The organism is Streptomyces sp. NPDC002701, from assembly GCF_042889045.1.
In the GTDB taxonomy this organism is placed as follows: domain Bacteria; phylum Actinomycetota; class Actinomycetes; order Streptomycetales; family Streptomycetaceae; genus Streptomyces.
Genome location: NZ_JBIAQL010000032.1, coordinates 25656 through 52119, shown reverse-complemented (window position 1 = coordinate 52119; position 26464 = coordinate 25656). Strand labels below are relative to the sequence as shown.

Genomic DNA, 26464 nt, shown 5'->3' with positions numbered 1-26464 from the left:
TGATGGCCGGGCGGGTTCGTGCAGGCCCCCGCGGGGGGGGGGGGGGCCCCCCCCCCCCCCGGCGCGCGCCCCCCCCCCCCGGCGGGGGCGGGGGGGGGGGGGGGGCCCCCCCCCGCCCAAGACCCCGTCAGGGACCTCAAAGGAACTTGCCCATGGCTGACGCTGACCCGGTACCGATCACCGACGAGAACGCCGCCGCGCACGCCATCGCTGCCGCCATCCACGAGATCGTCAAGCAGAGGCTGATCCGGGCCGGATCGGTCGTCCGCGCCTCGGTTGCTTACAGCAACGCCCGCAAGACCGGCAAGACCGAACGTGGAGCCGTCCGCGACGCAGCAATCGAACTCGTCCGGCAATACCGCTTCCAGCACAACCTCTGACCGCCCCCGCGGTGACCGGCCGACACAGCCCGGCGGTCACGTGCCGGGACTGACCAGACCAGCGGCCAGGCGTCTCCCCCGCGCATGGCCGCTCCCAGGGCCGCCGCCCCGGGATCTCCCGGTACCGGGGCGGCGGCCCACCCCTAAAGGGCCCGTAGCTCAGTGGCAGAGCAAGCGCCTTAAAAGCGCATATCGCGCCGGTTCGAATCCGGTCGGGTCCACCCACACCCTGCACCAACCGCCCCGTGGCGGAGGAGATATGACCGCCGACGACCACCAGAACACCGCATCCCAGCCCACCGCCCCCAGCGTCGCCCCGAACGGCAGCGAGCGGGCCAGCGCGCAGGAAGTGATCCAGTTCGTCATCGCTGAGAAGCAACTCGCGGACCTAGACGTCGAGATCGATTTCGAGGCGCTCGCCAGGCTCGATGACATGCCCGACGACGAGGCCGCAGCCCTGATCGACGAGACGATGAGACGAATCCTCTTCAGCTGACCAGCGGCCGGGGCTTTCCTCCCCCGCGCGCCCCGCCCTACCGGGGCGCGGCCCCCACCTCACCACCGAGGTGCTGTAGCTCAGGTGTGTAGAGCGCCGGCCTCATAAACCGTTGATGTCGTGGGTTCGAGTCCCACCAGCACCACGCGAACCATCACGGCCAACCCGGCCAGCTCGTCACTGGCCGACGATCCGCCGTCCCGCCAACCCGCGCGTTGCGCGGGGCGGCGGACCCGCCCACCGCCCCATGTTCCCTCCGACCGCACGGGAGTTCTGATCGTGACCGCCGACATCCTCACCATCGACACACCGTCCGGCACAGTGCGCGCCACCGCCCGGTCACAGGGCAAAGACGCCGTCGTGTACGCCCTCACGGGCGCGCTGCGCGGCAGCGTGCACGTGACCGGCACCCACCATCCGCGTCACTGGAACCAGTTCACCGCGCTGCGCGTGAGTCTCGGCTCCGCCAATGCCATGGAAGGAACCGCGCCGGCCGAGTCCCTGCCGCGCAGGCGCGGCAGTGCGACCGGCTACACCGGTGGCCTGGTGCGGTGGACAGACGTCGGTTACCCGTACCAACACGCCGCGACGACCCCCGTCGAGTCAGCGGCCGGGAAGGCCCCTTCCCCCACAACGGACGAGACCCTCGCCCTGGTCATGCATGCCTGCGCCGAGGACGTTGCTCACCGGCCCGACCTTCACCGCCTGCTGGACGCCTCCCGCGAGCGTGAGACCCCCGGCCTGCTGCGCTTCCTCGAATGGTCGATGCGTAAGGGCGAGGCTGAGGCGGCATGCTTCGAGTCCAAGGCCCAGACCCACCGTCGCGACGCCCGCAGCGCCGTCTCCAGCTGGTGGACGGCCGCCCGGTGGCTCGCCGTCCGTCCGCACCCGGTCCTGGCCCTGGTGCTGATGAACTACCGAGGGTCGCTCGCGCGCCGCGCCGACTACCTGCCCGGATACGCCGAGTACGCCGAGCGCGCGGCCCGCGAGGAGCGTGATCGCGTCAGTCGCATCCGCACTGAGATCTCGTCCCTGCGCGCCCAGCAGCGGCCGCGCCGGCGAACCCGCCGCCCCGCTGTCGACTACCCGGCATGAGCGACTCATTGCGGCCGTGGCGAGCTAAGGACTTCGACGACACGTGCGAGACCTGCGACGCGCCGCCTGGCCAGTTCTGCCGTTCCTGGTGCACGACCGGATACACCGCCGCCGACGCACTTCGCGAGGCCGAGAAGGCGCAGAGGGAATCGGTGACCGGCACCCCGCCCTCCGAACAACTCGCCACCGCCATCAAGGGAATACCCGCCCCACATCACTTGTTTATCTAGTATCGAATCCATTCGGAGTGACGTCCTAGCAGGCGCCGAATCCGCACGAAGGGAAGTCCCAGGCATGGGCTACGACATGTACCTCGTACGCTCCCCCGAGGGCGAGGACGCAGCGTACGAAGCGGCCAGCAGGTCGTTCGACGCGGCCGTGGAGAACCGCGACGGTCTCGACCTCCCGTATGACCATCCGGAGTACCGCGCCGTCCAGGCGAAGGTCAACAGGGCCTACGACGCGATGGAAGCGGTCCGCACCACGCACTTCTACCTGACGACCTGGGCGATGAGCGAGTGCCGGGCACTCATGGACCACTTCGGCATGCTGATTGCCACGCAGCCACCGGACCGCCCCGCGCCTGAGACGTACGGGGCCACCCCCAGGGAAGCCGCTCTCGCCCCGGCATTGGACATGCTCGGCTTCCCCGTCGACTACACGGGGGACGCGGCTCCGGTGCAGGTCCAGCGGTACCGCAAGGCTCTTGCAGAACGGTTGTCGTGGGCACCGCCACAGCCCGAGGGCGTCGCGGCCCACAAGCTCGGCGGTGACGAGGGCTGGACCGTCACCCCCGGTGAGATCCATGCAGCCCTCGCGGCGTATGAGACCAACAGGGCCGCGAACCCCGCGCTCCTTTCGGAGGTCATCGAAGACGCCGACTGGTGGCCCGAGTGGATCGACTACCTCAAGCACGCCGCCAGGCACGGCGGGTTCCGCACCTACGGGCCCCCTGTGACCTGACGCGCCCCTCGCCGGTCACCGCGACACGGCGCGGGCCACAGACCGGCCGGGCCCGTTCCCTTCGTTTGGGGCCCGGCCGCCCACGGCCCGGCCCGCGGTCAAGCCTCGTGCGGTCGCCGCGCGAACCGCACCCGAGCTCCCGCGCGCCGGGCCGACCACCTCCTACGCAGCGAGCACGAGAAACACCCATGACCAGAACCCCTTCCGCCCTGCTCCTGACCTGCGACGCACAACTCGTCGAAATTGAGCTGCCGTTCGGCCACGACAGCGAGTCCAGCGCCGAGCGCCGTGCAGGGCTGCGCGCAGCCCTGCGCTGCGACCGATTCGACGTCGTCTCTCTGACCCGCCAGTGGGACATGTGGATCGACGACGAAGGTCTCTACAACCACCCGGTGAATCCCGCCGCAACGGCTCTGGCCCAGCGGTTCGGTTTCACCCACCAGCGCTACTACGGCCCCGTCCTGCTCACCGGAGGGCCCGACGCGGAAGGCAACACCCTCCCGCTGCTGAGGCAGCAGCTCGTCGGCCTACTGTTCACCTTGCAAGACCTGTAACGGCACCGGCCTCCCCGGGATCTGCAGGCACCGACACCCGCACAGTTCTCTCCCGCTCATGCGCGTACGGCTCCTGCGAGCCGGGCCTTCCACCGACCGACTCAGCGTGGGGCCCGGCTCGGCGCCGCGTCCCACCGCCGGCGGACTGCCGAGCAGTCCCGGCCCTCACCCCCGGCCACTCGGCCTCTGGAGTACCTGCCATGCCCGACCCGTTCGACACCGCAGCCCAGGCGTTCGAGGCGCTGCTGGATGCCCTCGAACCGGGACGCCATCGCCTCGTGTGCAGCGCCCATACCGCCCTCGGGAGCTATGCCAGCGCCTCGGCGAGCGTCGAATGCACTCCCGGCGACCAGGACCAGGTGAGCGCCGGCTACGAAGGCTGGCTGATGTTCTGTCACCTGCTGGCGCAGACCTCCATCGCCTTCCGGGACGCGGCCATCTTCGCGCGCACGTACACCACCGACAGCACATCCGTACTGCGCGGCTGGTTCGTCATCGAGGTGCGGCCCCAACCCATGGCAGCGGCCGACGTGTTCGCGGCGTACTGCACCGACCTCGCCACGGGCGACCCGATCCCTCCCGAGCCGCGCACGGACTACCAGGCGGTCCCCCCGCTGTCGACCGCTTTCGGCGACAGCAGCTGCTGAGTGCCACGAGCACGCCCCGCGCCGCCGACGCCACCAGGCCCTGGATTGGGGTGCGCCACCCGCGCCCAGGCCGTTCAGCACCGCCACAAGAAGGAGGTGACCACTTACCTTTCCGGCAGTTATTATCTAGTATCGATGATAATACGGTGTCATCGGCACACAGCCTGCGCGCCGTGATCTCACTGCCCGAGAGGAACGCACCGCCATGTCGCGTGCTGAAGATCCCGCTCCCTTTCCCACCGGCTGGCCTAAGGCCCGCTATCGCGCCACCCGCCGCGCGATGAAGGCGCTCCGGCTCGCCGATCACCTGTTGCGCCGTGGGCTCGCCTACACGCCCGACGACACCACCGACGAGTTGATCCGCACCGCTGCCGAGCAGACCGGTCACCACTAGCCGTCCCAGACCACCTGCTCGCTCGTACGCGCAGTCCTGGGGCTGCTGCTCTCCCCGTCAGTCACCGTCGCCCCGACCGAGGGCGACGCCAGCGGACGCGTCATCCGCATGGTCGTCACAGTCGACGACCGCCTCACGGCCTGACCGGCCGACCGGACGGGCCGGGACATGCCCGGCCCGCCATGCACCACCAGCACAGGAGTACCCATGTCCACCGCCTCCCAGGCGAAGAAGACCACGACGACCCCCACCAAAGCCGCCTCTGCTGCGACCCCGAAGCCCGCGCAGCCCGAGCCGTCGGCCGTCGAAGAGGCCCATGACCAGATCATCCGCCTCGACCCGTCCCTGATCGTGCGCGACGACTACAACGCGCGCACCACCAACACGGAGCCGGACGACGACCTCAAGGCGTCGGTGGCCGAACTCGGCGTACAGGACCCCATCCACGTCCGGCCGCTGGAGAACGGAACGTACGGCGCGTTCAAGGGATGGCGGCGCGCCCAGGCCCAGCAGGCCGCCAATGCCACGGCCGAGGCCGAGGGCAGGCCCGCACGCAAGATCCCCACGATCGTCCGGGCCGACCTGGTGGGCAACGACGCGATGACGCACCTGCTGTCGCTGATCGAGAACGATCACCGCGAGCAGATGCACGATCGCGACCGGGTCAAGGCCATCGAGACGCTGGCGCTCATTGATGTGAGCGAGGAGCAGCGCGAGACGATGGCCCGCGCCCTGAAGATCAAGCGGGCCGAGCTGCGCGCGGCGCGCGAGGCGGCCCGCCTGGACGACGCCCAGCTCCGCCGGGCAAGTGTCCAGGGGTTCGACCTGATGCAGATGGCTGAAATGGCCGAAGTCAGCGACGTCTCCCGGGCCTTTGAGGTGCTGGAGGACGCTCATGCCAAGGACGCTGCCGAGGAAGGCGGCGGGCGCGGTCACTGGGACCAGGCCCTGGCCCGGCTCCGGCAGGCCAAGGCCGACGCCGAAGCCCGGCAGACGGCGCTGGACGGACTTCAGAAGGCCGATGTTCCGCTGCTGCCCGACTACTTCCCTTGGGGGACGAAGGACACCTCCCGGCCGCTGAGCGAGCTGCGCACGCCCCTGGGCGCGCCGCTCACGCCGGACAAGCACGCGTACTGCTCCGGCCATGCTGCCCGCCTGGATGAGGAGTTCCAGCCTGTCTGGTACTGCTCCGACCCGGCCAAGTACGGCCACAAGCTTCGCCCCGGGGCCAAGCAGGCCAAGCAGTCCATGAGCGAGGAGGAGAAGGCGGCACGGGCGCGGACCATCGCGGGCAACAAGGCGTGGAAGACCGCGCGGACGGTCCGAGAGGACTTCGTGAGGCGGCTGTGCAAGGGAAAGTCCCTGCCCGAGCCCGTGCGGCAGTTCGCCCTGCGCACGGTGATGAGCCCGCCCTACCTGTACGCGAAGTGGTGCGAGAAGGGCGAGACCGAGGCCGTTGCCCTGTTCCTCGGAGTCCCGGATCCCAACGCCGACCGATCCCGGTACAGCCGTGAGGGAGATCCGTTCGACGATTTGGTCAGCCGTCAGGGCAAGACCAAGGGATGGCACCAGGTGTTCGCGCAGGCTGCCGCCGCGTTCGAGTACAGCATGCGCGAGCCGAAGGCGTGGCAGGGCCTCAGCCGCCACCAGGCCGCTTACCTGCTGTGCCTGAAGGCGGAGGGCTACCGGCTGTCCGACGTGGAGGAACTCGCCGTCACGAAGTACCTGCCCCAGCCCGATGACGAGGACCAGGTCGCCGACCAGGCCGCCTGAGCCCTGCCGGGCGCAGCACTCCCCAGCAGCGGTGCTGCGCCCGGCCCGCTCCCCTCCCCCACAGCCAAGGAGTACGTCGTGTCCGACGACATCTGCCCGACGGGACGACGTCGCTACCCCGACCGCGCGGCCGCTCGCGCAGCCTTCGGAGCCACCCGTGCCCGCGGCAGGTCGACGCGCGGCTACCGCAAGTGCGGGATCTGCGACGGCTGGCATCTCACGCCTGAGCGCAACCACCGCCCACGCCGCCGCAGACGTGCGCGGACGCAAGGACGGCCGCTGCAGCGCGATTTGGAAGACAGCGCCCGCCCTGATTGCCGGTCACAGGCGCACCCAACGTCTGACCGGCTCCCAACACCTCACCCTGTGATCCGGCCGGGCACGCCCCGAGCCCGGCCGGGTCCGATCAGTCTGTGAAAGATCGGCCTCTCCATGAATTCCGCGATACCCCAGCGGTGTGCACACCGCCCGCTGGCCGGCGGGCTCGTAGTGCCCTGGGTCTCCCTGCTCCACAACGGCCATGCGGCTTTCGGTAGCCTCGACGCTGAACGCGCGTTCCGGGCCTAACTCGACCGCCTCTGCCAGATCTGCGGCCAGGAGCTGGACGAGCGGTGTTTCCTCATCGTCCGTCCGGCCGACCACGCCCGCGGCCACTCGCCCGAACCCGCCCTGCACCCGGAGTGCCTGCCCTACGCGGCCGCGCACTGCCCGATGCTGAACGGCACTGCAACGCACTACCGCCGAGCTCCGGTACTGGCCAGCCACCCCGCTGGAAGACCCTGCACCGATCCATCGTGCCCCTGCCCGTCACGCGACCCTGACCAAGGCCATGCCTCCCGCAGCGGCAGTACCGCCGACCGGTACGAGGCATGGATGATCTCCACCGCCGACTACCGCCTCGTCGCGCAACCGGACGCTCCTGGTGTGCCAGCGGGCATCAGTCTCGGTGGCCCGATCCGGCGCAAGCGCCTGCTGCGCGAGGCCGCCCTGCCTGAGGACGCGGCGCAGCTGCTTGAGGTGCTGCGCAGTGCGCTCGACCTGGAGGGCGGCGGTTGAGCCCGCCCCGCCTCCAGCCGACACAGGACCGCGCCGCGGCCTGGCCCGGCAAGCGGTAGTCCTCCGCCTGTCGCGTGGGGGAACTCACCGTCGCCACGTACCTGCCCCGGACCGCTGACGAGGACCAGGCCGGCTTCCCCCTCCTGCTACTGCCCGCCTGGTCCCGCGTCCTGTTGTCGCTGCCTCCCCTGCGAACCGGCGCTGCTCACCCGCCCCCGCGCCGTCGTGACCTCCTGCCTGTATGCCCGAGGAGTAATCCATGCAACTCGACCTGTTCGCCCCCGATGAGCCGCCCGAGCCTGATCCCAGCCAGCCGCGGATCCACCTGAGCTCAGCCGACACCGATCCCCCGCGCCCGGAACGTGCGGCAGCTACTCCGGCGCTCACTGCGGCCCGCCGTAAGCGCACCCGGACGCGCGGCCTGTCGCCGGCGCATCTCGCCCTGGACGTGGCGGAGAAGGTGGCCCGCACCTGGCACCGCAACCGCATCGACTCCCGCATGGAGGTACCGGTCGGCGTCGTCGCCGTCCTTTCCCTGCTGCGCCAGACTGACGACGGTCCGGATCTCACGGGACACCTCCTGACCTTCGGCCCGCAGGAGTTGCTCGACCTTTACCGGCGCGTGTGGGGTCTCTTGTGGATCAGTCGTCCGGAGCTGGTCGAGTGGGCGCATCCGCTGCGAGGGTGGCTCGACGAGGAGGAGCAGAGCGCGAAGCGGCTCGCTGCCGTCCACGCGGTCACCTGTGCCGCGCTGGAGACCGGATTGCTGGAGCTGACCGCAGATGCGGACCCGTCTTGGCGATCGGAGGCCGACGTGCTCGGCTTCCTCGTCACCGAACTGCGCTCCCGTGGCGCGCGGGAGGCGCTCGGCCAGGTCCATACTCCGCCGGACATGTGTGACCTGATGGTCCGCATGACGTTGTCCGTGGAGGATCTCCCCGAGGGAGCGTGGCTGGGTGAACCGACGGCCGGCACCGGTGGCCTCGTTCGAGCTGCCGCCCAGTACCTGCGTGAGACCGGCCGCGATCCGCGCGCCTACGTGTGGGCCATGAACGATCTCGACCCCATCTCCTCGGCCTGCTGCGCCGTCAATGCGGTGGTGTGGGATCTCGGTCGTCGTGTCCTGATCTCCTGTACCGACACCCTGCATGAAGGCGACGGCACCGAACGGGCCCTCGCGGAGCGCACCGCCATCTTCGCCCGCCGCAACGAGCTCATCGGACGCGCCCAGACGATCGCCGCCACCTACGAGGCCATCGCCGAGGTGGAGGATCTGATCTCGCGCGGCCCCGGCCCAGCAAAGGCATCCTGACCATGCCCTCGCCCTCATTCGATCAGGCCACACAAGAAGGGGCCGCGATCGCCGATCTGTTCAGCCGGATCAAGGACATCGAAGAGAGCAGCGGCGACTGGAACGGCGGCGAGGTTATCGCCGTGCTGTCCCAGTGGTTTTCCGAACTGCATATCGACGTCGACGGCAGTGCAGATCAGGTGCGGCACCCGCAGCCCGGCTAGAAACTCCACCCGCCGGCGGGCCCGCAAGTCCACTGAGTGGTACAGCAGTTCACAGGCATCCCGAGAGGGGCCCTGCCGTGTCGATACCCGCCGCCACCAAGGCCCTGACCTGCACCGGATCGCAACCGCGGTAGGGGATGCGGCCCCGAATCCGCTTGCAATCCCAGCAGATTTTATCTGGTATCGAATTAACCACTCGGTGGGGTGTGCCCCTCCCGCGGGGCAGCGCCGACGTGCCGACCGACGGCCGCATACCGGCAGCCCACCGCCGAGCCGCTACGCAAGCACGCATCCCGTCCGGCAGCGCCCTCAACAGACGCGGCCCTCAACCACCTCTCTGCGGGGAGGGCCGCGCCATCGGGCGCCCCGGGATCACTCGCTCAGCCTGAGGAATTCGTCATGACCACCCCTGCATGCGCGCCCGCCGCCGACCGGCGGCAGGCCACTGTTCAACCCCGTCCTGAGCAGGTCAGAGAACTGCCCTACCCCATCGCCGAGGACTATGTGAAGGACTGGACATCCGAGCGGGCCCTCGTGGAACTGATCGCCAATGCGCTGGACGAAGACCCGCACACGGAAGTGGCGTGGAACGACGGTGTTCTGACCATCCACGACCAGGGGCCCGGCATCCCCCGCACCGGGCTCCTCCTGGGAGCCTCCCGGAAGAGCAGCCAGCAGATCGGCCAGTTCGGGGAAGGCAAGAAACTCGCAGCGCTCGTCCTCGCCCGCGACCCACAGATCGGCACGGTCCAGTTCGACACGGTCGGCTACAGCTTCACGCCCGTCCTGAAACCGAGCACGTACCTCACCGACGTCCCCGGCCCGGCCGAAAGCCATCAGAGCCTGGTTCTGCACTACCAGTACTGGTCGACCGACCGGCAACTCGGCACGCTCGTCAGCGTCCCCTGCCCGCGCGAAGTGGCCGAAGACGCCATCGGCCGGGTCCGCTACCTCAGCACCCCCTCCTACCGGCCCCCGCAGGATCACGCCCAGATCCTTCTGGAGGGTCCCCCTGGACGCATCTTCGTCGGCGGCATCCTCGTCTCCACCGACGCCCGGCTGGCGGCCAGCTACGACCTCCCCCTGGCAACGGCCAAGGGGGAGCAGAACCGTGACCGATCGATCGTCGACGGTGCCGCGCTGGAGACCCACATCCGCAGCGCGCTTGCAGCCAGCACCGATCCCGCCGTGATCGCACGGTTCGTCGAGCGCGCGCTGAACGGGCCACGGCTGTCGACCGCCGAGACCTACTTCGACTCCGTCACCGACTTTGCCGTGCGCCGCGCCTTCCGCGACCACGCCCGAACCCTGTGGAACGACGACGAGGTCTACCACAACGCTTCGGGCACTGCGGTCGAGGACGAGCTCCACCTGCAAAGCCGTGGCGTCACGTGTGTCACCAGCAGACTGAGCCGCCACATGCACAACGTCCTGATGCAGCTACTCGGCATCAGGCCCGTACCTGTGGCCGTGGAATACCACGAGCGCCTGCGCCCAAGGACACAGTGGGTCAGGACGGGTGGCGTCTCGGTCGAGCGACGGCGCACGCTGGACCTCGCCTGCGCGGTCTTCCGCAGCGTCTTCGGCCTGGAGTCCCTCGGAAAAGTCAGGATCTACCGGGAGGACGAGGCACGGACGCGCTATTGCACCGACGGCATCTACCTGACTGCCTCCGACGTGACGGGGGTCAAGGAGAGCACCCTGGACGACCTCAATGAAACGTTGCGTGTGGTGTTCCACGAAGGCGGGCACCGGCGGGCGGCCAGGGAGGACAACCTCAGTTCGTCCGACCGCAGCGAGTCCTTCGAGCACGCCATGGACGCCATGGGAGGCAGCCTCCTGCACCTCCTCATGATTCCTGAAGCGAAAAGCTTCCCTCTCCTTGACGTCGAGGCGTGGCAGGACGTGCCGCTGCCAACCGGCGCCTACTTGGCCGACGCCTCGCACCTACACGATCTTCGCCAAGCGCAGCCGACCATCACCCAGCTCCGCCGGGCACAGCGGCTGGAGAGAGCCCCCGAACCACGGCGCCTGCTGGCCGAACTCGCTGAGCGGCGGATGGATGTCACCCTCGGGGAACTGGGGCTGCGCAGCGCTGAAAGGGCCGTGTCCACCGTCGCCTGGACCATGCCGCAGTGGCGGTTGATCGTGAACCCCAATCCTGCCGGGTACCGCCGTAGCGGGGGATTCACCTGCATTCCCGACTACCGCAGGGCCGTCGCGCTGGCCGAACTTCTCGGCATCCATGCACCGGTGCTCTACCTCGGGCACATCGCCGTCGAAGGCCCCCTCTACAACGTCCGGAAGGGCACCAGCCCCGCCAACCGCCCGTGGAGGAAACCTCTGAGTACCCACATGCCGAAAGTCATTTCCGACCTGCGGGCTCTCGGCGGGCCCTACGCGGCGCAGGCCGATGCCATCGCGGCGATGTCTCAAGGGCGTACGCCCTACGACGCGGAAGGTTCTTGGCTCCGCCCGGTGATCGACCTCCTGAATGCGGAGAAACAGCGGCTCAGCTGCTGAGAGGACAGACCCGTCTGCCGGTGCGGGATGCGCGGTCCTTCAAGGGCCGCCCCCGGGCCGACGACGCAGGCCAGCAGCCGGCGCCGGTGCGCACCGAGCGGCATCCGGCCAGCACGACCGGGCGCCTCGCTCTGACCTGTAGAAATACCCACTGGGCGGGCGGTGATCCGCTTGCACCATACCCGTACAGTATCTAGTATCGAATACAGGGAAGTTGACACCCTCCCTGCGCCGAACCACACGAGACAGGAGCGCCCCGTGCCCACGCCCGATCCCGTCCCCTCCGCCAGCGGGTCCACGCAGGACGGCTCCCGCCGCTCCCGGAACTAAGCGCCGCTATGACCGGCGAGACCATCGTCACTGTCACCGGAAACCTGGTCGCCGACCCCGAAATTCGGTTCACCGAAATGGGCACGCCCGTCGCCCGCTTCCGGGTCGCATCAACGCCACGGGTCTACGACCGCAAGACCAGCCAGTGGACCGACGGCGAATCACTGTTCATCACCTGCACGGTGTGGCGGCACGTTGCAGAGCACGTCTGCGAGTGCCTGCAGCGCGGCATGCACGTCATCGTCCAAGGCCGCCTGCGCCAGCGCACCTACACCGACCGCGAAGGCATCAAGCGCACCGTGTTCGATCTCGACGCCGACGACGTCGGGCTGAGCCTGCGTCACCGCATCGCCTACACCGACAACACCCTCCCCTCCACGCTGGCCCGACCCACCGCACCCTCAGCGCCCCAAGCAGGCACTGCCGCAGGCCAGGGTGCGCCAGAACACGAGCGACAATCCCGCCCCAAGCGCCACGGCGGCTGGGCCCGCATCCGCTGACGTCCCTGGAGATCCCCTGTGTCCAGTGGCAGCTCCCTGACCCCGATGCCGGAATTCCGGCCTGAGGTCAAGGAATCCAGACCGGTCCGCCTGGCCTTCGAAGGCCCGTCAGGGTCCGGCCGCACCCTGACCTCCCTGCTGGTCGCCGCCGAGCTCGGCGAGCCGATCGCGCTCATCGACACCGAACACGGGATGGCAGCCAAGTACGCCGACCGCGTGCCCTTCCACACCCAGGAATTCACCCGCTACGACCCCAGGTCACTGTTCGCGGCCCTCGCCCGCGCCGCCATGCGCGGCTACCCCGTGCTGATCGTCGACGCCTACAGCGCCTTCTGGAGCGGCGAGGGCGGCATGCTCGACAAGGTCAACAGCGAAGCCCGGGCCGGATATGGCGGCGACAGCGCCGGATGGTCGAAGTACCGGCCGGAGGACCGCGCCGTCACCGAAGCCCTGGCCGCCTACCCCGGGCACGTCATCGTCACCCCCTCAAGGCCCGGACCAACACCGTCATCGAAACCGACACCCGCGGCCGCGAGTACGCCCGCCGGATCAGCGTCCGGCCCGAGCAACGAGCCGACATCGAGTACGACTTCGACGCGTTGGGCTCCCTCTGCCCGGTCGCCACCGTATGCCTCGGCAATAGCCATATCCCCGCACTGTCCGGAGAGGTCATCGAACAGCCCGACGAGAACCCCGGCCGCACCATCCTCACGTGGGCCGACGGCGGTGTCCCCAACTGGCCCCAGCAGTCCTTCATCGAGCGCGCCCGCGACCCGGACGCCACGGTCGACAGCCTGCGCGAGCTCTGGTCGGAGATCGTCACCGCCCGCGCCGCGGGCATGGCCGCACTCGACCTCCACGACCAGCCCATCACACTCGCCGAGCTCGTCTCGAACCGCGGCAAGCAGCTGCGCGCCTTCGACTCCGCACCCCAGCCGGATCCGCCGGCCCTGCCACCTCAACACCCCGGAATACGACATGAACGGCTCCCCCACCACCGTCGAGCAGCCGACCACCATCCCCGGCAGCCTCGGCCACGACTTCGCCGACACCTGGTGCGGCACCCTCACCGCCGACATCGCCCACCTCCTGAACTGCGAGGAGGTAGACGTACTCGCCAGCCTGCTGCGCTCGCTCGGCGCCGAACAGGCCGCCGACGAATGGATCGACGCCCACTCCGTGGCCGACAGCGAACCCCAGGACCGCCACTACCGGGACCCGAACGACCCCGCGGCGCTCTCGGCCGACGCATTCCGCTGGCACCCGGGCCTCGAAGGGACCTGACGCCGTGGCCCACGAGCACTCCGTCGTGATGAGTCCCTGCATCAACTGCGGGCGACCGCTCATGTACGACCCGGAGCGTGTGGTGTCGGTCCTGATCCTCACCGCGACCGGCTGGTATCCCGAGCCCGGCCGACGTCATCACGCGGCGCGAGTGCCTGCCTGCCACTTCGGTGTCAGGGCCGCGAACGTCGAGCGGCGCAAACGCGGACTTCCCCCGGGCTACGAGGGCGACACCTAAACCGACCTGATGAGGCGCCTCGCCCGAGACGAGTGGTGTAGCTGACCCCTCGTGCACCGTTCCCCCGCACCCTCCCGGCGTCACCTGGTCGCCGCCCCACAACGAACCACCCTCACGGCCCTGTTGGAGGGCATCTTATGAGAAGCCGTGTCCGTACACGGGATGCTGTCTCCACACTCGCGGACGAGCGCATTCCCTTTCCCCACCGAGCACCCCACGCCCTGCCAGGACGATCCGGCGCTGTTCGCCTTCGAAGAGGTCGCCGACCGACTTCAGCGGACGAAGACCCTCGCCAGGGCCAAGCTCGCCTGCTCCGGCTGTCCCGTCGTCCAGGGCTGTCTGAAGTGGGTCCTGGCCAACCCGTCACTGACTCCCAGAGGTGTGTGAGCGGCAACCACCCCCGGCGAGCGCGGCGCGCTGCGCAACGGGCTCGTGCAGCGCCTCGGTGACGACTGGGTCGGGGTAGTGGCCGACCAGGATCGCAGACGTGAGCAGCAGCAGGCGACGCCTACCGCGCCGCCCACGATCCGGGAGCAGATGCTCGCCCGCCAGGAGCTGGAGCTCATCCCTACCCGGCCGCGGCCTTACGAGCCGTGACGTGAACCGCTCACACCCCAGCGCCGCGCCGAAAACTGGCGTCTCCTCGAACGCGCGCTCGCCGGCAAAGACCCGAGGCGTGCCAGCCGTCGGCCCCCGAACCCGCGCAGCGCCCCCTGACTGCCACTCCCCCCTTCCCCCAGGAGACTTCGATGCCTACGCGCGCTTTCCCGTCCTACGTCGCACCGGTCCACGCCCGTCACGGCTCCTACTCCCCCCGCTACGGCTGGCTCCTCAAGACGCACCTCGCCGTACAGGACAACCCACGCGTGTTCGCAACGGCCCGCGCGACCGTCGAACTAGGCGCCGACAAGAGCGCGGTGGCCTCCATGCGGTTCTGGTCATCGGCGTTCAAACTCACCGACGAGATCCGCCACGGGCCCGGAACGGCCAGCGACGTGACTCCTACCGCAAGGGGCCGGTGGCTGCTCGACGAAGACGGGGCCGACCCCTACCTGGAGCAGGACGGCAGCCTATTCCTACTGCACTGGTGGCTGCTGGCTCCTCCCTGCCGGGTTCCCGCCTGGTTCTACACCTTCTGCCTGTCGCCGTTCGCCCGGCTGGAGCCAGGCTCCCTGCGGGAGGGGATGCTGCGCGCGGCCTCCGCGGCCAACTGGAGACGGCTTCCGACGGCCGCCACGCTCCACCGCGACATCAGCTGCATGATCCGCATGTACACCACAGGCAGCGCCCATGAGCAGCCGCGCACCACGCTGGAGGACCTGGTCGACCGCCCGTTCAGTGCCCTGGGCATGATGAGCGTCGCCCCCGACGGCGCGGTCCACCTGAGCCCTTCGGCCGGCATCAGTGCGCCGACCGCGGTGGTGGCGTATGCCTGCCTGGAGTACGCCTCTCGGTCCACGCCCGGCCCGGGCAGTATCTCGTTCGGCCGTCTCCTGCACGACGACGCAGGTCCGGGGCGCGTGCTGCGGCTCCAACCGCGCAGCCTTCGGCGCGCGCTGCAGGCCGCCGCGACGCGGCACCCACAGTTGGGCGTGGCGGACTCCGGTGACGGCACCGAAGTGCTCACGTTCAACCGTCCCCCGCTGGCGCTGGCCTGGGATGTCCTCGACGAGAGCTACGGGCGCGTTCGCCAGCGCCTCGGGCTCCACCCCCAGCAGGACGCCTACCAACCCCGGCCAGGAGACGCCCGTCCAGTCGAACAGTTGGCCTTCGGCGAACCGGCATCCCAGGACAGCCTCTGACCTGACCCGCCACACTGCCTGCAGTGCGCCGGACATCACGGTTCCCCACCACAGCATCGTTATCTCGGATCGACTCTGCGTGGTCGCTTCTCTCGACTGCCTTACGGAGCACCATCGTGATCGACCGCCCCGACCTGACCGCGACAGCGCGCTCGGACCGGATGCCAAGATCCCCCAGCAGCTACCAGGTGTTCCCCTCATCAGACTCGCGCACAACGCCGACAGCAGCCTGATCCACCGCAACCGCTCCCGCGAGTACGGCTCGTCGACCGTCCAGCTCAGCTGGGCCATGCCGTTCGACGAGACCACCGCGACCACACTCCTGGCCTACACCGTGCGCCTCATCGCCATCTGAGTCGCGGCGCGGGCCCTCAGTTCCCTATCGGTCGCGTCTCCATCCCAACCACAGGTCCCACCGCTACACGCCGCCGTTCCCGTGGCCACCGCCCGGGCACGGCCCTTGGAGAAGATCCCTATGGAACACCCTGCCGGCTTTCTCGCGTCGGCCCTCCCTTTCTGCCCCGACCACGCCGATGTCACCGAGGTACTGGGGGATCCGGCGGCCGACCACTGCGCACGCGACGACGGCGGTTACGTCCCCGACCCGTCCGCCGCCCGCACCGCTGTACCTACGTTGGCTGGCCCAACGAGCCCTCTACTCCAGCGACTACGAGGCCCTGGCCGTCGACGACTCGCGGCGTGCGGTGATCAGGGAGCGTTTGCTGCCGTCACTGGCGGGTGCCGGCCCGCTGCTGGTGACCCCGCAGCGCCACTGGGACCTGGTGCACACATTGCGCGCCGTCCTGGACCAGGGCCGAGCGTGGCTGGCGGAAGCCGGCGCCGCCGGGGTGTACCTGCTGGCACAAGAGGTACCGCCGTTCCCGGAACGCGATGACACCGACAGCGAACTGGAGAGCCGCTCCCAGGACGCTCTGCCGGAGACGGTGTTCCTCCATCTGATGGCCGAGGACAACCTCGCCCTGCTCCCCGACGACACTCCCCGCGGCTTCGTCGAACTGTCCCTGCGAGTGGGCCGGCGCCCGTGGGAGGCCCGGCACCTGGAGTTCGACTGCGTCCAGTGGCACAACATCGACATCGAGGCAGCAGACGGCAGCGTCCAGCGCCGCCGCTACCCCTTCCTCGTCTACTGGATGCAGAAGGTCCGCCGACGCCACAAACTGCCACTGCACCTCACCGACGTCGAGGTGATCACCCGGCAGCAGGACCACCTGCGACGGGAGTTCCCGCAGTGCTTCGACCCCGAGGGGCGACCGCTCTCACAGCGGATGCTGCTGTTCCCCACACCAAGGCTGTCGCGCGCGAACAAGTTCGGTGAGCGCCCCTACGGCTCCAGCACGAGCCGGTACTGGCTGGAGGTGTGGGTGGACAGTGTTTCTCAGCTCGTCGACGAGGACGGCCAAGACCTCGACCGCTCCAGTGTCTTCCCTTACGCCTTCCGGCACACCTACGCCCAGCTGCACGCCGACGCCGGGGTACCACTGGAGATCCTTCAGGTCCTGATGGCTCACCAGGAGTCTTCCACGACGCAGATCTACTACCGGGTCTGCCACCCGCGCAGGGTGGATGCCGTGCGGGCCATCGCCGCCAAGTACCAGTTCGACATCTCCGGCGGCCGGCTTCGCGCCCGCACCCCGGCCGACGACCTCGCCGACCGTGCCCCCGCGGGCGTGGGCCAGGTACCGGTCCCCGGCGGGACGTGCCACGCGATGAACAACGTCCGCGCCGACGGGCACGGCTGCCCGGTGTACTACCGGTGCTTCTCCTGCAAGTTCTTCACCACCGACTTCACCCAGCTCCCTGAAGTCCGCCAGCTGCGCGCCACCAAGGCCGAGCAGCTCGTCCGGCTGGAGGCCACCTACGGCAGCGTGCTCGTGCCGGGGCCGCAGGGCCGGGCGAACACGGAGCTGCTGCGCCAGGAACTCGTGCAGATCGACGAGCTCATCAGCAAGTGCGAGACAGACCTCGGCTCGCTGACCGAGAAGGACAAGGCCACCGTCGAGGCATGGCTCCACAGCCGGGACCGGTTCCTCACCGTGATCCCCGTCGCCGCGGTACTGGCCGGCCGCCAGCAGCTGGCCCAGCCGACCATCGACCCGATCCTCCTGGCCGTCGAGGCCAGGTGACCGGCGGCCGCATCCCGCAGGCACCGGCAGCGAAGGACCTGGCCGCCGGGCGTGCGGCCGCCCTGGACGCGGGCCGACAAGCCGCCGCGGCCCTGCGCCGGGCAGACAGCGAAGCGTGCCGGCAGCGCGTGCTGGCCGTAATCGCCGGTATGCGCACGTCGCGCAGGCCGGTCTCCGACGCGGAGATCACCCGGCGCGCCGCGGTCAATCCCCAGTACCTCCACGGCACCGGGACCCTTAAGGCCGAGGCCGTCCGCGCGCACCTCGGCGGCGACCGGACCCGGGCCGCGGCCGCCGCCGCGGCCCGCCAGGACACGGCGCTGGAAGTGGAGAACCGCATGCTGCTCGAACAGAACACGGCACTGCGCCGGGACCTCGAAACAGCCAGAGGCGAGCTCCGGGCCGTCCGCGTACTCGACCTCGCTACCAGTGTGTCGGGCGGCCTCGCTCCGGCACCGGGCCGCAATGCCGAGGTCGAGGCGTTGCGCGGGGAACGCGACCAGGACCTGGCCGCAGTGCGACGCGCAGACACAGAGCTGGTGGCACTGCGTAACGTTGTGCAACGCCTTATGGTGGAGAACACCCGGCTGCTCGGGAGCGAGCACCAGCAGTAGGCGACGAGCGGCACGTTGTACCGGCTCAGGCAGAGATCATCCGATCGGTGGTGACGACGCGCCAGGCGTCGGCTGGCCCGTTACCGGGAGCGCGCTTCTGGCCGGCGCTGGAGGCACGGTGCCGATGCCGGGCTGTGCTGGTCCTGATTGCCGACGCCACGCGTGCGTTATTGCCTGCGCAGTTCGATGACTGTGATGTCGGGTGGTGCTCCGACTCTGGTGGGTGGCAGGGATGCTCCGACTCCGCGGGAGACGTAGAGCTGTGTGTGGTCGATGGTGGCCAGTCCCGCTGTGAGGGGTTGGGTCAGTGGCACGAGCAGGTTGCCGGGGAAGAAGGCCCCGCCGTGGGTATGCCCGGACAGTTGGAGATCGACTTTGTGCCGGGCGGCTTCGCGCACCTGCACGGGTTGGTGGGCGAGCAGGACGACGGGGTGGGAGGCGTCGCGGTCGCCGAGGGCCTTGTCGTAGTCGGGTGTGTCGTGGTTCTGCTCGCCTGTGACGTCGGTGACGCCTGCGAGGTCGATGGCTCCGCCCCGATGTTTGATCAGTGTTCGGGTGTTGCGCAGGGTGGTGACGCGGAAGTCGGCGAGTGTGGCGATCCAGGCGTCGACATCGTGGCGGTAGTCGTGGTTGCCCGTGACGAAGAAGGTGCCGTGGGTCGAGGACAGCCGGGTGAGCGGCGCGGCGTGAGCGACCAGGTCGTCTGCGGTGCCGTCGGAGAGATCGCCCACGATGGCGACGATGTCGGGCGAGGTGTCGTTGATCATGCGGACCGTGCGTGCGGTGTGGGCGCGGCCGAAGAACGGGCCGAGGTGAAGGTCGCTGGCCATGGTGATGCGCATGCCGTCGAGTGAGGGGTGCAGTCGGCGCAGGGCCACGGGCACGACTTTCACATCGGGTGCTCCCAGGCCGCGGTGAAAGCCGTAGCCGGTGGTGGCCACGGCGGTTCCGGTGGCGAGCAGGGCGACCGAACGGGCCAGGACGAGACGGCGATCCGCCATCCGCGGTGCGTCCTGGGCCGGTCCGGGATTCGGGGCTCCCATAACCGGAGCCGTAACGGGGTGGCTCTCCTGCTCGACCGATGCCCGTAGGGCCTGCTCAGGAATCACGGGGCCGGTTACGGTTCGGCGCCGCAGTGCACGCGCCGTGAGGCGAGCTGGGATCTCCAGGGCGACGAGCGTCATCAGCAGGTAGGCGGCTAGGGCGGCCCACACGAAGGCCGGCCAGGCCAGCCATGCGATGCGTGTGGGGTTCGCGTACTGGGCGGCGAGGACACCGGTGGGGACCAGGACCGTGAGGGCGAGTGCCGTGGCACCGCCCGCGCGGCGCAGCCGGGCGGACGCTGTGACGTCCTTGACGAGCCGCAGGTAGAGGTAGCGGTGTGCGGCGGCTGAGGCGATAATGCTCACCGCGGCGACGGTGGCTTCCTGCGCGAGGGTGCTCACGCCGCCGCCTCAGCCGGTGGGAACGGGCTGGAGACGGGTCGCCCGTCGTGGGTGCTGGAGCCGGGGTGTCGGTGCATGGCGGCGGGGTGCTCCGGGAGAGTTGTCGAATAGTTGGAGTTGATTGGTCCGGGGTTCGGCGGCGCCCGGCTGGAGGGACGGCCGCGTCGGACGGCGGCATCCGGGGTCCGTCTGCCTGCCCGGGCGGGTTCACTGAGGGCGGGCCAGGCCCACGTCGTAGGCGAAGATGACGGCCTGTACGCGGTCGCGGGCATCGATCTTTGCCAGGATGCGGCTGACGTGTGATTTGACCGTCGACTCGGCCAGGTGGAGGTGGGCGGCTATCTCGGTGTTGGACCATCCCGTGGCGATGGCGGTGAGGACTTCGCGTTCGCGTTCGGTCAGAGCGGCCAGGTGTCGTCGCTGTGCGGGGCTGAGGACAGGAGCGGCGGAGGTCCGTTGGGGGTGCGTGGTGGTGAAGGCGTCGATGAGTCTGCGGGTCAGGCTCGGGGAGATGACGCTGTCGCCAGCCGCCACGGTCCGGATGCCGACGACGAGTTCCTCGGGGCGGGCGTCTTTGAGGAAGAAGCCGGCCGCGCCGGCGCGCAGGGCCTCGTAGGCGTACTCGTCGAGGTCGAAGGTGGTCAGGACCAGGACCCGCGAGCGGCCGCCGGACTCGACGATGCGGCGGGTGGCCTCGATGCCGTTGACGCCGGGCATCCGGACGTCCATCAGGACGACGTCGGGACGCAGTTGCGCGGTCAGGCGGACGGCCTCCTGGCCCTGGGAGGCTTCGCCGACGACTGAGATGTCCGGCTGTGCTTCGAGGAGCATGCGAAAGCCCAGTCGTTGCAGGGTCTGGTCGTCGACGATGAGGACGGTGGTCATATGCGGTGCTTCTCCTGGGCGGCGCTGGGCAGGGTGCGGGATGTGCTCAGGACGGTGTGGACGCGCCAGCCGCCGGCGGGAGTCGGGCCTGCGCTGATGCGCCCCTGGTAGAGGGCGGCGCGGTGGCGCATGCCGACCAGTCCTTGTCCGCCGTGCCTGCCGTGCCGTTCGCTGTCCGCCGTACGGGTGGGGCCTGTGTCCTCCACCGTGATGTGCACCGATTCCTCGTCTCTGTACAAGTCGACGGACACGGTGGTGTGGGCCGCGGCGTGTTTGAGAGTGTTGGTGAGGGCTTCCTGCACGATGCGGTAGACGGTGAGCTGAAGGCCGGGACTGAGCGGTGTGAGGTCCCCGTTGGTGTGCAGGTCGGCGGTGGGGCCTGCGGCGCGGACGCGGTGGAGTAGCGCTGGCAGGTCCTGAAGGGTCGGCTGTGGTGCGAGCGGAGTGGTGTCCCGCTGTGTCGCAGGGTTGTCGACCACGATGAGCAGGCGGCGCAGTTCCGCGAGGGCCTCGCGGCTGCTGTCGCCGATGAGGTCGAGGGTGCCGGCGGATTTCTCCGAGCGGGATCTGGCCAGGGCGGCAGCTCCGTCGGCGAGGCCGATGATGACGGCGAGGGTATGGCCGAGGATGTCGTGCATCTCGTGGGAGATGCGGGTGCGTTCCGAGGCTGCGGCCAGGCGGGTGTGCTGGTCCCGCTCGGTCTCCAATGCCACGATGTATGCCTTCGCCAGGCGTCCGGTGAGGGCCAGTCCGGCGCAGGCGGTGACGGCGAGCATGGCCAGCGGCGTGACGATTTCTGGGCGCTTGGCGTGTTGCAGTTGGCCGCTTCCCCAGAACGCCGCGATCCAGAGAACGAGCTGGGCGGCGGTGACCGTGCAGGCGATGACCAGCTGGCGGTGGCTACCGTAGCGGCCGACGTTGTAGAGCGCGACGATCCGGGCCGCGTCGGCGCCGTTGAGGACGTTCAGCGGCAGCGCGAGGACGGAGGCGGCTGTGGTGATCGCGAACACCAGGCCGGGACGCCGTTCGCGCCACAGCAGCGGGACGGTGTAGGCGAGGGTGAGGACGATCTCGCTGGGCAGGTGGGCGCGGTTGGTCGGGTTGAGGAGGGAGGGCAGTGCGAGGACGGCGCAGAAAGCGGGCACGGTCCACAGCCGCAGCCGGGGGTGGTCGCGGTCGAGCGTCCGCCAGGCGGCCAGCCCGCTGATGATCGACACCGTGACGCGGTGGTCGGGGTCGCTGGTCAGTGACTGCGGAAGCCGGGAAGCATGGGGCGAGGTGCCGCGTACGGGTTCTCGGGTGGTCGGCTCGCTCATGGCAGGTGGGGGCCTTTTCGCTGTCCGGGCAGGCCGCCCGCCACTCCTCGGGGAGCGTGAACCGGCGGGCGGGGCAGAGGGGCCCGGACAGCTGATGTGCGGTGCACGGTGTGCTGTCCGGGCCCCCGGGGACCGCCTGCCGCCCCTCGGGGGGTGAGGGCCGGCAGACGGGGTCGGGGTATGCCGGGGCTGTGCCTACCCAAAGGGCGCAGGCGCCGTCGGCTCCTGGTCGTTCTGCGCGGGAATGCGGGTCTGGCAGTCGCGTTCGGCCAGCACCCGGCGCAGCTTCTCGCCCTCCACGTCGACGTTGGGCAGGAGGCGGTCGAGCCAGCGGGGAAGTGCCCAGGCCCGTGCGCCGAGCAGGGTCATCACCGCGGGGACGAGGGTCATGCGGATGACAAGGGCGTCGAAGAGGACCGCGGCGGCGAGGCCCATGCCGATGGATTTCACCAGGGCGATGTCGTCGAGAAGGAATCCGGCGAACACCGAGATCATGATGATGGCGGCGGCGGTGACCACGCGGGCGCCGTGGCGGAACCCGGTGACGATCGCCTCGGTGGGGCCGGCGCCGTGGACGTATGCCTCGCGCATCCCGGAGACGAGGAACACCTCGTAGTCCATGGCCAGGCCGAAGACCACGCCGATCAGCAGAATGGGCAGCAGGCTGACGATGGGCGCGGTCTCCTCGACGCCGAAGACGTCCTTGAGCCAGCCCCACTGGAACACGGCGACCAGCACGCCGAGGGTGGCGACGACGCTGAGCAGGAAGCCGGCCGCGGCCTTGATCGGGACCAGGACCGAACGGAACACGAGAAGCAGCAGGACCAGCGCGAGGCCGACGACGATGGCCAGGTAGGGCACCATCGCCTCACCGAGCTTGGCGGAGACGTCGATGTTGAGCGCGGTCGTGCCGGTCACCATCACCTGCGCGCCGCTGTCCTCCTCCACCGCGCCGCTGCGCTCGCGGATGTCGCCGACCAGGTCGACGGTCTCCTGGCTGGTGGGAGGGCTGCCCGGCACCGCGGTGAGCAGGGCCACGTCACCGGCCTCGTTGAAGACCGGGGGCCGTACGGCAGCGACGTCGCCGAGGCCCTCCAACAGGGCGGAGGTGTCCGCGGCCGCAGTCTTGGCGTCGTCGCTGCCCCGAGCGTCGACGACGATGGTCAGCGGGCCACTGAAGCCCGGCCCGAAACCCTTGCTGAGCGTGTCGTAGGCCACGCGCTGGGTGCTGCCGGGAGCGGCCATGCTGTCATCGGGCAGCGTCAGCCGCAGCGACAGCGCCGGGATGGCCAGCACACCCAGGCCGACCACCGACGCCAGCAGCATCTTCCAGGGATGGCGGGTAACGAAGCGACCCCAGCGAACGCCCATCGTGACGCGCCGGCCACGCTGCTCGGCACACACCCGGCGCGTGGTGAGGCGACCGTGTGCCACACGGGTGCCGGTGAAGCCCAGCATGGCCGGCAGGAGGGTGAGCGCGACCAGCACGGCAACGGTGATGGCGAAGGCCGCAGCCAGCCCCATGGTGGTGAGCATCGCGATACCGATGACGCTCAAACCGGCGAGCGCGATGACGACGGTCAGACCGGCGAAGACCACCGCCGAGCCCGCGGTCCCCAGAGCACGCCCGGCGGCTTCCTCAGGCGCGTGCCCCTCACGCAGCTCTGTCCGGTAGCGCGAGACGATGAACAGGGCGTAGTCGATGGCCACCGCCAGACCCAGCATGAGCGCCAGAGTCTGCGCGTTGGAGGCCATGTCGACGAACGACGAGGCAACGGTGATGGCGCACAGGGCGATGCCCACGCCGACGATCGCGGACACCAGGGGCAGTCCGGCCGCGACCAGCGAACCGAAGGTGATGACCAGGACGAAGGCGGCGACCAGCAGGCCGATCAGTTCGGCCGCGTTACTCTGCTCCTCCTCCAGCACCGCGTTGCCGCCCAGGCTGACGTCCAGGCCCGCCTTCTCGCCCTTGTCCGCCACCTGGTGCAGGGCGTTTGACGCGGCGGTAGTGATATCGGCCTGCGGGACGGCGTAGGTCACCTGGGCATAAGCGATGCTGCCCGAGGAGTTCACCAGGCCGGCGGTGAAGGGGTCGGTGACGTTCGCCACCTGCGGTGCCTTACGCAAGTCGGCGACCAGTGACTCCACCTCCTGCTTGTGGGCGGCGGACGTCAGCTTCTGCCCGTCCGGAGCCTCCATGACCACACGGGCCGTGGCGCCGCCGGCCGAAGCCTGCGGGAACTCCTTCTCCAGCAGGTCGATGGCCTGCTGCGACTGGGTACCGGGAAGCGTGAAATCGTCCGTCGTACTGCCCGACACGCTGCTGACACCGACGACCGCGGCGACGAGCACCGCGATCCACGCCAGCAGCACCAGCCAGCGCCGCCGGAAGGCGAGCCGACCGAGCCGGTAGAGAAAGGTGGCCACGAAAATTACTCCCACCAGGAGAGAAAACGGATGTATGAAGGCGAGCCCGACAGGCTCCGCCCATGAACGTAGGAGCCGGCTGCGGCCGAAAAGAGCTACTGGAGGACGAATCCGCGCCCGGGGCGGTACCCCGGTACCGGGCGGTGTCCTCCCTGAGGCGGGCGTGCCGGGTCTCAGCCGGCCGGGTGAGCGGCGAGAAGTGCCGTGGTCGCGTCCCACAGCTCCCGCTGCACGCGCGGGTCCCGGCCGGGCTCGGGGCACTGCAGGGGGCGGGCGCCGCGGGCGGAGAAGTAGCCGCCGGTGGTACCCGCGAGCGCCGCATCGGTGGCGAGCCTCACGATGATGCCGGCGCCCTTGCGGGGATCGCCGATCTTCAGCGTGTTCAGCACCCGCTGCAGGACGGCGGAGCCGGGCAGGTCCCGGCCCAGGCCGGTGGCGTTGAAGCCGGGGTCGCAGCAGTTCACCGTGACCTTGTCCGCGTCCAGGCGACGGGCCAGCTCCTGCGTCCACATGATGTTCATCAGCTTTGTGCGCCCGTATAGGGGCATCGACTCCCGGCGGGTGTAGGGCTCGGTACGCCGCAGGTCCTCGGCCGGGTCGATCGTTTTCGCCTGCTGGGCCGCTTCGGAGGCGACGTTGACGATCCGGGCCGGCGCCGAGACGCTGAGCTTCGACGTCAGCGCCTCGGTCAGGACGAACGGGCCGAGGTAGTTCACCGCCGTCATCTCCGCGAAGCCCTCGGTGGTGATGCGCTGCGCGAAGGCATGGAGGCCGGCGTTGTTGACCAGGACGTCCAGGCGCGGGTAGCGCGCGGCGATCTCCTCGCCCGCACGGCATGCCTCGGAGAGCAAGCCCAGGTCGGCGTGGAAGACATCCACGGGCTCGTCGGTCACCGCCTTCAGGTCGGTGACGAGAGCCTGCGCCTTGCTGCGGGAACGGGCCACGGTGCCGATGCGGTAGCCCCGGCGGGCCAGCTCGAACGCGGCGATGCGGCCCAGTCCGGAGGTAGCTCCGGTGATCACGGCGACGGGACGATCCATCCCACAACCCCTTTCGTGAGGTACCTCATGATTATGTTGTGCGAGGATACCCGAACCATGGAGCAGCACGAATCAACAACCGCGGGCAGCCTCCCTGAGCAGGTGGGACTGTCCTTCCTCACCCTCGCGTACAGCCTGCGCGAACAGGTCGACCAGCACATGCTGGCGACCGCCGGCCTGTCCCTGTCCCGCACCAAGGTCCTTCAGGCACTGGCCGACTGCGGCGCGCTCCACCAAGCGCAGCTGGCCGCCTCCCTCGGCCAAGCACCGCGCTCCGTCACCCAGATCGTGGAGGGCCTGGAGCGCCTCGGCATGGTCGCCCGGACCGGCGACCCCGAGGACCGCCGCCGCAAGACCGTCTCCATCACCGACACCGGCCGCACGGCACTAAGGGCCGCGGAAGAAGCGGGCACGCACGTACTTCGCCAGCGCTTCGGCCGTCTCGAACCACAACAACTGGCCACACTCGACACGCTGCTCGCGCACCTGGACATCGCCCTCACTGGCGGCAAGACCGGCTGACACGGACGAAAGAGCCCCGCCTCAGTGGGTCACCCATAGACCTGCAGGAAAACTGGGCCTCATGCTGGACTGATGGCTGTTTCTGGTGCGCAGAACCGACCGTACACGGAGTCGTTGGGGTGCTCGCGTTTTGTGCTCCTGGAGGAGTGCCCGGCAAATTCTGAGAGTTGGTTCCTCGCGCGCTGCCACGCCGGCCTGCTGGCAGGCGTGCGCGGTGTGGTGCCCTTCGCCGATCCAGTCCCCGACCCACCGCTTCCGGTGCCCTGATCATGACCGGGCACTGTGGCTGGATCTACCAGGCGACGAACGGTGTCTACGCCGGCAGGGCGACCGCGCGGATCATCAAACTACTGCCCGACGGCACCGTCTTCCATAGTGGAGTACGCGCGGGTTCCCGGAGGCTGCTCGGCGGCGGTGAACCTGCATTTCAGCAGGTAGATCGTACGGTGCTGGCCCGTCACCCGATGGTGTGAGATCTGCGCAGTAACTCGCAGATTCTGCGTGTGATCGCCGTAATC

29 protein-coding genes, 2 tRNA genes and 1 pseudogene are annotated in these 26464 nt (G+C 69.5%); 26 read left to right on the top strand and 6 right to left on the bottom strand.

Annotated features, from left to right (window positions below; all coding sequences use genetic code 11):
* Window positions 1–152: 152 nt before the first annotated feature.
* The 17 genes and pseudogenes from ACFYXC_RS38585 to ACFYXC_RS38505 form a co-directional block, all read left to right on the top strand.
* Window positions 153–380: a hypothetical protein gene (locus ACFYXC_RS38585; protein WP_389557406.1), complete on the top strand. Its 228-nt coding sequence runs from the start codon at window positions 153–155 to the stop codon at window positions 378–380.
* Window positions 381–528: 148 nt separating this feature from the next.
* A tRNA-Leu gene (locus tag ACFYXC_RS38580) sits at window positions 529–601 on the top strand.
* Window positions 602–639: 38 nt separating this feature from the next.
* Window positions 640–876 (top strand): hypothetical protein, encoded by a 237-nt coding sequence (locus ACFYXC_RS38575; RefSeq protein WP_389557404.1) that lies wholly within the window; start codon window positions 640–642, stop codon window positions 874–876.
* Between the two features lie 69 nt (window positions 877–945).
* Window positions 946–1021, top strand: a tRNA-Ile gene (locus ACFYXC_RS38570).
* 134 nt (window positions 1022–1155) lie between these two features.
* Window positions 1156–1971, top strand: a complete 816-nt coding sequence (locus ACFYXC_RS38565; protein ID WP_389557402.1) for a hypothetical protein — start codon at window positions 1156–1158, stop codon at window positions 1969–1971.
* The gene (locus ACFYXC_RS38560; RefSeq protein WP_389557401.1) at window positions 1968–2201 is read left to right on the top strand and encodes a hypothetical protein; all 234 of its coding nucleotides are present in this window, start codon (window positions 1968–1970) and stop codon (window positions 2199–2201) included. Before ACFYXC_RS38565 ends, ACFYXC_RS38560 begins: the two co-directional genes overlap by 4 nt.
* A 64-nt stretch (window positions 2202–2265) precedes the next feature.
* Complete coding sequence (locus ACFYXC_RS38555; protein WP_389557400.1) at window positions 2266–2934, top strand: hypothetical protein; 669 nt, start codon at window positions 2266–2268, stop codon at window positions 2932–2934.
* A gap of 188 nt (window positions 2935–3122) precedes the next feature.
* Complete coding sequence (locus ACFYXC_RS38550; RefSeq protein WP_389557399.1) at window positions 3123–3488, top strand: DUF3846 domain-containing protein; 366 nt, start codon at window positions 3123–3125, stop codon at window positions 3486–3488.
* Window positions 3489–3688: 200 nt separating this feature from the next.
* Window positions 3689–4135, top strand: a complete 447-nt coding sequence (locus ACFYXC_RS38545; protein ID WP_389557397.1) for a hypothetical protein — start codon at window positions 3689–3691, stop codon at window positions 4133–4135.
* Window positions 4136–4340: 205 nt separating this feature from the next.
* Window positions 4341–4529: a hypothetical protein gene (locus ACFYXC_RS38540; RefSeq protein WP_389557396.1), complete on the top strand. Its 189-nt coding sequence runs from the start codon at window positions 4341–4343 to the stop codon at window positions 4527–4529.
* A 207-nt stretch (window positions 4530–4736) separates the two neighbouring features.
* Window positions 4737–6302 carry a ParB/RepB/Spo0J family partition protein gene (locus ACFYXC_RS38535; protein WP_389557394.1) on the top strand — a complete coding sequence of 522 codons (1566 nt, stop codon included), beginning with the start codon at window positions 4737–4739 and terminating at the stop codon, window positions 6300–6302.
* A gap of 873 nt (window positions 6303–7175) precedes the next feature.
* Entirely contained in the window at window positions 7176–7358 is a 183-nt protein-coding gene (locus ACFYXC_RS38530; protein WP_389557393.1) for a hypothetical protein, read from the top strand.
* 259 nt (window positions 7359–7617) lie between these two features.
* Window positions 7618–8670 carry a hypothetical protein gene (locus ACFYXC_RS38525; protein ID WP_389557392.1) on the top strand — a complete coding sequence of 351 codons (1053 nt, stop codon included), beginning with the start codon at window positions 7618–7620 and terminating at the stop codon, window positions 8668–8670.
* 2 nt (window positions 8671–8672) lie between these two features.
* The gene (locus ACFYXC_RS38520; protein ID WP_389557390.1) at window positions 8673–8873 is read left to right on the top strand and encodes a hypothetical protein; all 201 of its coding nucleotides are present in this window, start codon (window positions 8673–8675) and stop codon (window positions 8871–8873) included.
* Between the two features lie 399 nt (window positions 8874–9272).
* Window positions 9273–11396, top strand: a complete 2124-nt coding sequence (locus tag ACFYXC_RS38515) for a hypothetical protein (protein ID WP_389557389.1) — start codon at window positions 9273–9275, stop codon at window positions 11394–11396.
* Between the two features lie 338 nt (window positions 11397–11734).
* Window positions 11735–12226 (top strand): single-stranded DNA-binding protein, encoded by a 492-nt coding sequence (gene ssb, locus ACFYXC_RS38510; RefSeq protein WP_389557388.1) that lies wholly within the window; start codon window positions 11735–11737, stop codon window positions 12224–12226.
* 45 nt (window positions 12227–12271) lie between these two features.
* Window positions 12272–12649 (top strand): annotated as a pseudogene (locus ACFYXC_RS38505) (AAA family ATPase); the annotation flags it as partial.
* Window positions 12650–12684: 35 nt separating this feature from the next.
* On the opposite strand, the gene ACFYXC_RS38500 reads toward ACFYXC_RS38505, so the two are convergent.
* Window positions 12685–13206 carry a hypothetical protein gene (locus tag ACFYXC_RS38500; RefSeq protein ID WP_389557416.1) on the bottom strand — a complete coding sequence of 174 codons (522 nt, stop codon included), beginning with the start codon at window positions 13204–13206 and terminating at the stop codon, window positions 12685–12687.
* Here ACFYXC_RS38500 and ACFYXC_RS38495 point away from each other — a divergent pair.
* The 7 genes from ACFYXC_RS38495 to ACFYXC_RS38465 all read left to right on the top strand — a co-directional run bounded on the left by ACFYXC_RS38495 (window position 13205) and on the right by ACFYXC_RS38465 (window position 18308).
* Complete coding sequence (locus ACFYXC_RS38495) at window positions 13205–13510, top strand: hypothetical protein (protein ID WP_389557415.1); 306 nt, start codon at window positions 13205–13207, stop codon at window positions 13508–13510. The genes ACFYXC_RS38500 and ACFYXC_RS38495 overlap by 2 nt on opposite strands.
* Window positions 13511–13514: 4 nt before the next feature.
* Entirely contained in the window at window positions 13515–13748 is a 234-nt protein-coding gene (locus ACFYXC_RS38490) for a hypothetical protein (RefSeq protein ID WP_389557386.1), read from the top strand.
* Window positions 13749–13910: 162 nt separating this feature from the next.
* The gene (locus tag ACFYXC_RS38485) at window positions 13911–14135 is read left to right on the top strand and encodes a WhiB family transcriptional regulator (RefSeq protein WP_389557384.1); all 225 of its coding nucleotides are present in this window, start codon (window positions 13911–13913) and stop codon (window positions 14133–14135) included.
* A gap of 362 nt (window positions 14136–14497) precedes the next feature.
* Window positions 14498–15550, top strand: coding sequence for a DUF4007 family protein (locus tag ACFYXC_RS38480; protein ID WP_389557383.1), 1053 nt, complete (start codon window positions 14498–14500; stop codon window positions 15548–15550).
* A 79-nt stretch (window positions 15551–15629) separates the two neighbouring features.
* Window positions 15630–15905 carry a hypothetical protein gene (locus ACFYXC_RS38475; RefSeq protein ID WP_389557381.1) on the top strand — a complete coding sequence of 92 codons (276 nt, stop codon included), beginning with the start codon at window positions 15630–15632 and terminating at the stop codon, window positions 15903–15905.
* 364 nt (window positions 15906–16269) lie between these two features.
* Entirely contained in the window at window positions 16270–17694 is a 1425-nt protein-coding gene (locus tag ACFYXC_RS38470) for a tyrosine-type recombinase/integrase (RefSeq protein WP_389557379.1), read from the top strand.
* Complete coding sequence (locus tag ACFYXC_RS38465) at window positions 17691–18308, top strand: hypothetical protein (protein ID WP_389557377.1); 618 nt, start codon at window positions 17691–17693, stop codon at window positions 18306–18308. The genes ACFYXC_RS38470 and ACFYXC_RS38465 overlap by 4 nt, the downstream gene beginning before the upstream one ends.
* 167 nt (window positions 18309–18475) lie before the next feature.
* Here ACFYXC_RS38465 and ACFYXC_RS38460 read toward each other — a convergent pair whose 3' ends face one another.
* The 5 genes from ACFYXC_RS38460 to ACFYXC_RS38440 all read right to left on the bottom strand — a co-directional run bounded on the left by ACFYXC_RS38460 (window position 18476) and on the right by ACFYXC_RS38440 (window position 25424).
* On the bottom strand, window positions 18476–19753 hold the full coding sequence (locus ACFYXC_RS38460; protein WP_389557376.1) for a metallophosphoesterase: 1278 nt from the start codon (window positions 19751–19753) through the stop codon (window positions 18476–18478).
* Window positions 19754–19960: 207 nt separating this feature from the next.
* Complete coding sequence (locus ACFYXC_RS38455; protein ID WP_389557374.1) at window positions 19961–20638, bottom strand: response regulator; 678 nt, start codon at window positions 20636–20638, stop codon at window positions 19961–19963.
* Window positions 20635–21954 (bottom strand): sensor histidine kinase, encoded by a 1320-nt coding sequence (locus tag ACFYXC_RS38450; protein ID WP_389557372.1) that lies wholly within the window; start codon window positions 21952–21954, stop codon window positions 20635–20637. Before ACFYXC_RS38450 ends, ACFYXC_RS38455 begins: the two co-directional genes overlap by 4 nt.
* Before the next feature lie 195 nt (window positions 21955–22149).
* Entirely contained in the window at window positions 22150–24384 is a 2235-nt protein-coding gene (locus ACFYXC_RS38445; RefSeq protein ID WP_389557371.1) for an MMPL family transporter, read from the bottom strand.
* A 173-nt stretch (window positions 24385–24557) separates the two neighbouring features.
* A complete protein-coding gene (locus ACFYXC_RS38440; RefSeq protein ID WP_389557369.1) occupies window positions 24558–25424 on the bottom strand; it encodes an SDR family NAD(P)-dependent oxidoreductase in 867 nt (288 codons plus the stop codon).
* Window positions 25425–25481: 57 nt separating this feature from the next.
* On the opposite strand from ACFYXC_RS38440, the gene ACFYXC_RS38435 reads away from it, so the two are divergent.
* Both ACFYXC_RS38435 and ACFYXC_RS38430 read left to right on the top strand, forming a co-directional pair.
* Window positions 25482–25946 carry a MarR family winged helix-turn-helix transcriptional regulator gene (locus ACFYXC_RS38435; RefSeq protein ID WP_389557367.1) on the top strand — a complete coding sequence of 155 codons (465 nt, stop codon included), beginning with the start codon at window positions 25482–25484 and terminating at the stop codon, window positions 25944–25946.
* A 269-nt stretch (window positions 25947–26215) separates the two neighbouring features.
* Window positions 26216–26419, top strand: a complete 204-nt coding sequence (locus ACFYXC_RS38430; protein ID WP_389557366.1) for a hypothetical protein — start codon at window positions 26216–26218, stop codon at window positions 26417–26419.
* The last annotated feature ends 45 nt before the right edge of the window (window positions 26420–26464 follow it).

What these genes read in the sequence shown, in the direction of transcription:
- ACFYXC_RS38585 (WP_389557406.1), top strand. Translation starts at nt 153, where the DNA reads ATGGCTGACGCTGACCCGGTACCGATCACCGACGAGAACGCCGCCGCG.
- ACFYXC_RS38575 (WP_389557404.1), top strand. Translation starts at nt 640, where the DNA reads ATGACCGCCGACGACCACCAGAACACCGCATCCCAGCCCACCGCCCCC.
- ACFYXC_RS38560 (WP_389557401.1), top strand. Translation starts at nt 1,968, where the DNA reads ATGAGCGACTCATTGCGGCCGTGGCGAGCTAAGGACTTCGACGACACG.
- ACFYXC_RS38555 (WP_389557400.1), top strand. Translation starts at nt 2,266, where the DNA reads ATGGGCTACGACATGTACCTCGTACGCTCCCCCGAGGGCGAGGACGCA.
- ACFYXC_RS38550 (WP_389557399.1), top strand. Translation starts at nt 3,123, where the DNA reads ATGACCAGAACCCCTTCCGCCCTGCTCCTGACCTGCGACGCACAACTC.
- ACFYXC_RS38545 (WP_389557397.1), top strand. Translation starts at nt 3,689, where the DNA reads ATGCCCGACCCGTTCGACACCGCAGCCCAGGCGTTCGAGGCGCTGCTG.
- ACFYXC_RS38540 (WP_389557396.1), top strand. Translation starts at nt 4,341, where the DNA reads ATGTCGCGTGCTGAAGATCCCGCTCCCTTTCCCACCGGCTGGCCTAAG.
- ACFYXC_RS38535 (WP_389557394.1), top strand. Translation starts at nt 4,737, where the DNA reads ATGTCCACCGCCTCCCAGGCGAAGAAGACCACGACGACCCCCACCAAA.
- ACFYXC_RS38530 (WP_389557393.1), top strand. Translation starts at nt 7,176, where the DNA reads ATGATCTCCACCGCCGACTACCGCCTCGTCGCGCAACCGGACGCTCCT.
- ACFYXC_RS38525 (WP_389557392.1), top strand. Translation starts at nt 7,618, where the DNA reads ATGCAACTCGACCTGTTCGCCCCCGATGAGCCGCCCGAGCCTGATCCC.
- ACFYXC_RS38520 (WP_389557390.1), top strand. Translation starts at nt 8,673, where the DNA reads ATGCCCTCGCCCTCATTCGATCAGGCCACACAAGAAGGGGCCGCGATC.
- ACFYXC_RS38515 (WP_389557389.1), top strand. Translation starts at nt 9,273, where the DNA reads ATGACCACCCCTGCATGCGCGCCCGCCGCCGACCGGCGGCAGGCCACT.
- ssb (WP_389557388.1), top strand. Translation starts at nt 11,735, where the DNA reads ATGACCGGCGAGACCATCGTCACTGTCACCGGAAACCTGGTCGCCGAC.
- ACFYXC_RS38495 (WP_389557415.1), top strand. Translation starts at nt 13,205, where the DNA reads ATGAACGGCTCCCCCACCACCGTCGAGCAGCCGACCACCATCCCCGGC.
- ACFYXC_RS38500 (WP_389557416.1), bottom strand. Translation starts at nt 13,206, where the DNA reads ATGTCGTATTCCGGGGTGTTGAGGTGGCAGGGCCGGCGGATCCGGCTG.
- ACFYXC_RS38485 (WP_389557384.1), top strand. Translation starts at nt 13,911, where the DNA reads ATGCTGTCTCCACACTCGCGGACGAGCGCATTCCCTTTCCCCACCGAG.
- ACFYXC_RS38480 (WP_389557383.1), top strand. Translation starts at nt 14,498, where the DNA reads ATGCCTACGCGCGCTTTCCCGTCCTACGTCGCACCGGTCCACGCCCGT.
- ACFYXC_RS38455 (WP_389557374.1), bottom strand. Translation starts at nt 20,638, where the DNA reads ATGACCACCGTCCTCATCGTCGACGACCAGACCCTGCAACGACTGGGC.
- ACFYXC_RS38450 (WP_389557372.1), bottom strand. Translation starts at nt 21,954, where the DNA reads ATGAGCGAGCCGACCACCCGAGAACCCGTACGCGGCACCTCGCCCCAT.
- ACFYXC_RS38440 (WP_389557369.1), bottom strand. Translation starts at nt 25,424, where the DNA reads ATGGATCGTCCCGTCGCCGTGATCACCGGAGCTACCTCCGGACTGGGC.
- ACFYXC_RS38435 (WP_389557367.1), top strand. Translation starts at nt 25,482, where the DNA reads ATGGAGCAGCACGAATCAACAACCGCGGGCAGCCTCCCTGAGCAGGTG.
- ACFYXC_RS38430 (WP_389557366.1), top strand. Translation starts at nt 26,216, where the DNA reads ATGACCGGGCACTGTGGCTGGATCTACCAGGCGACGAACGGTGTCTAC.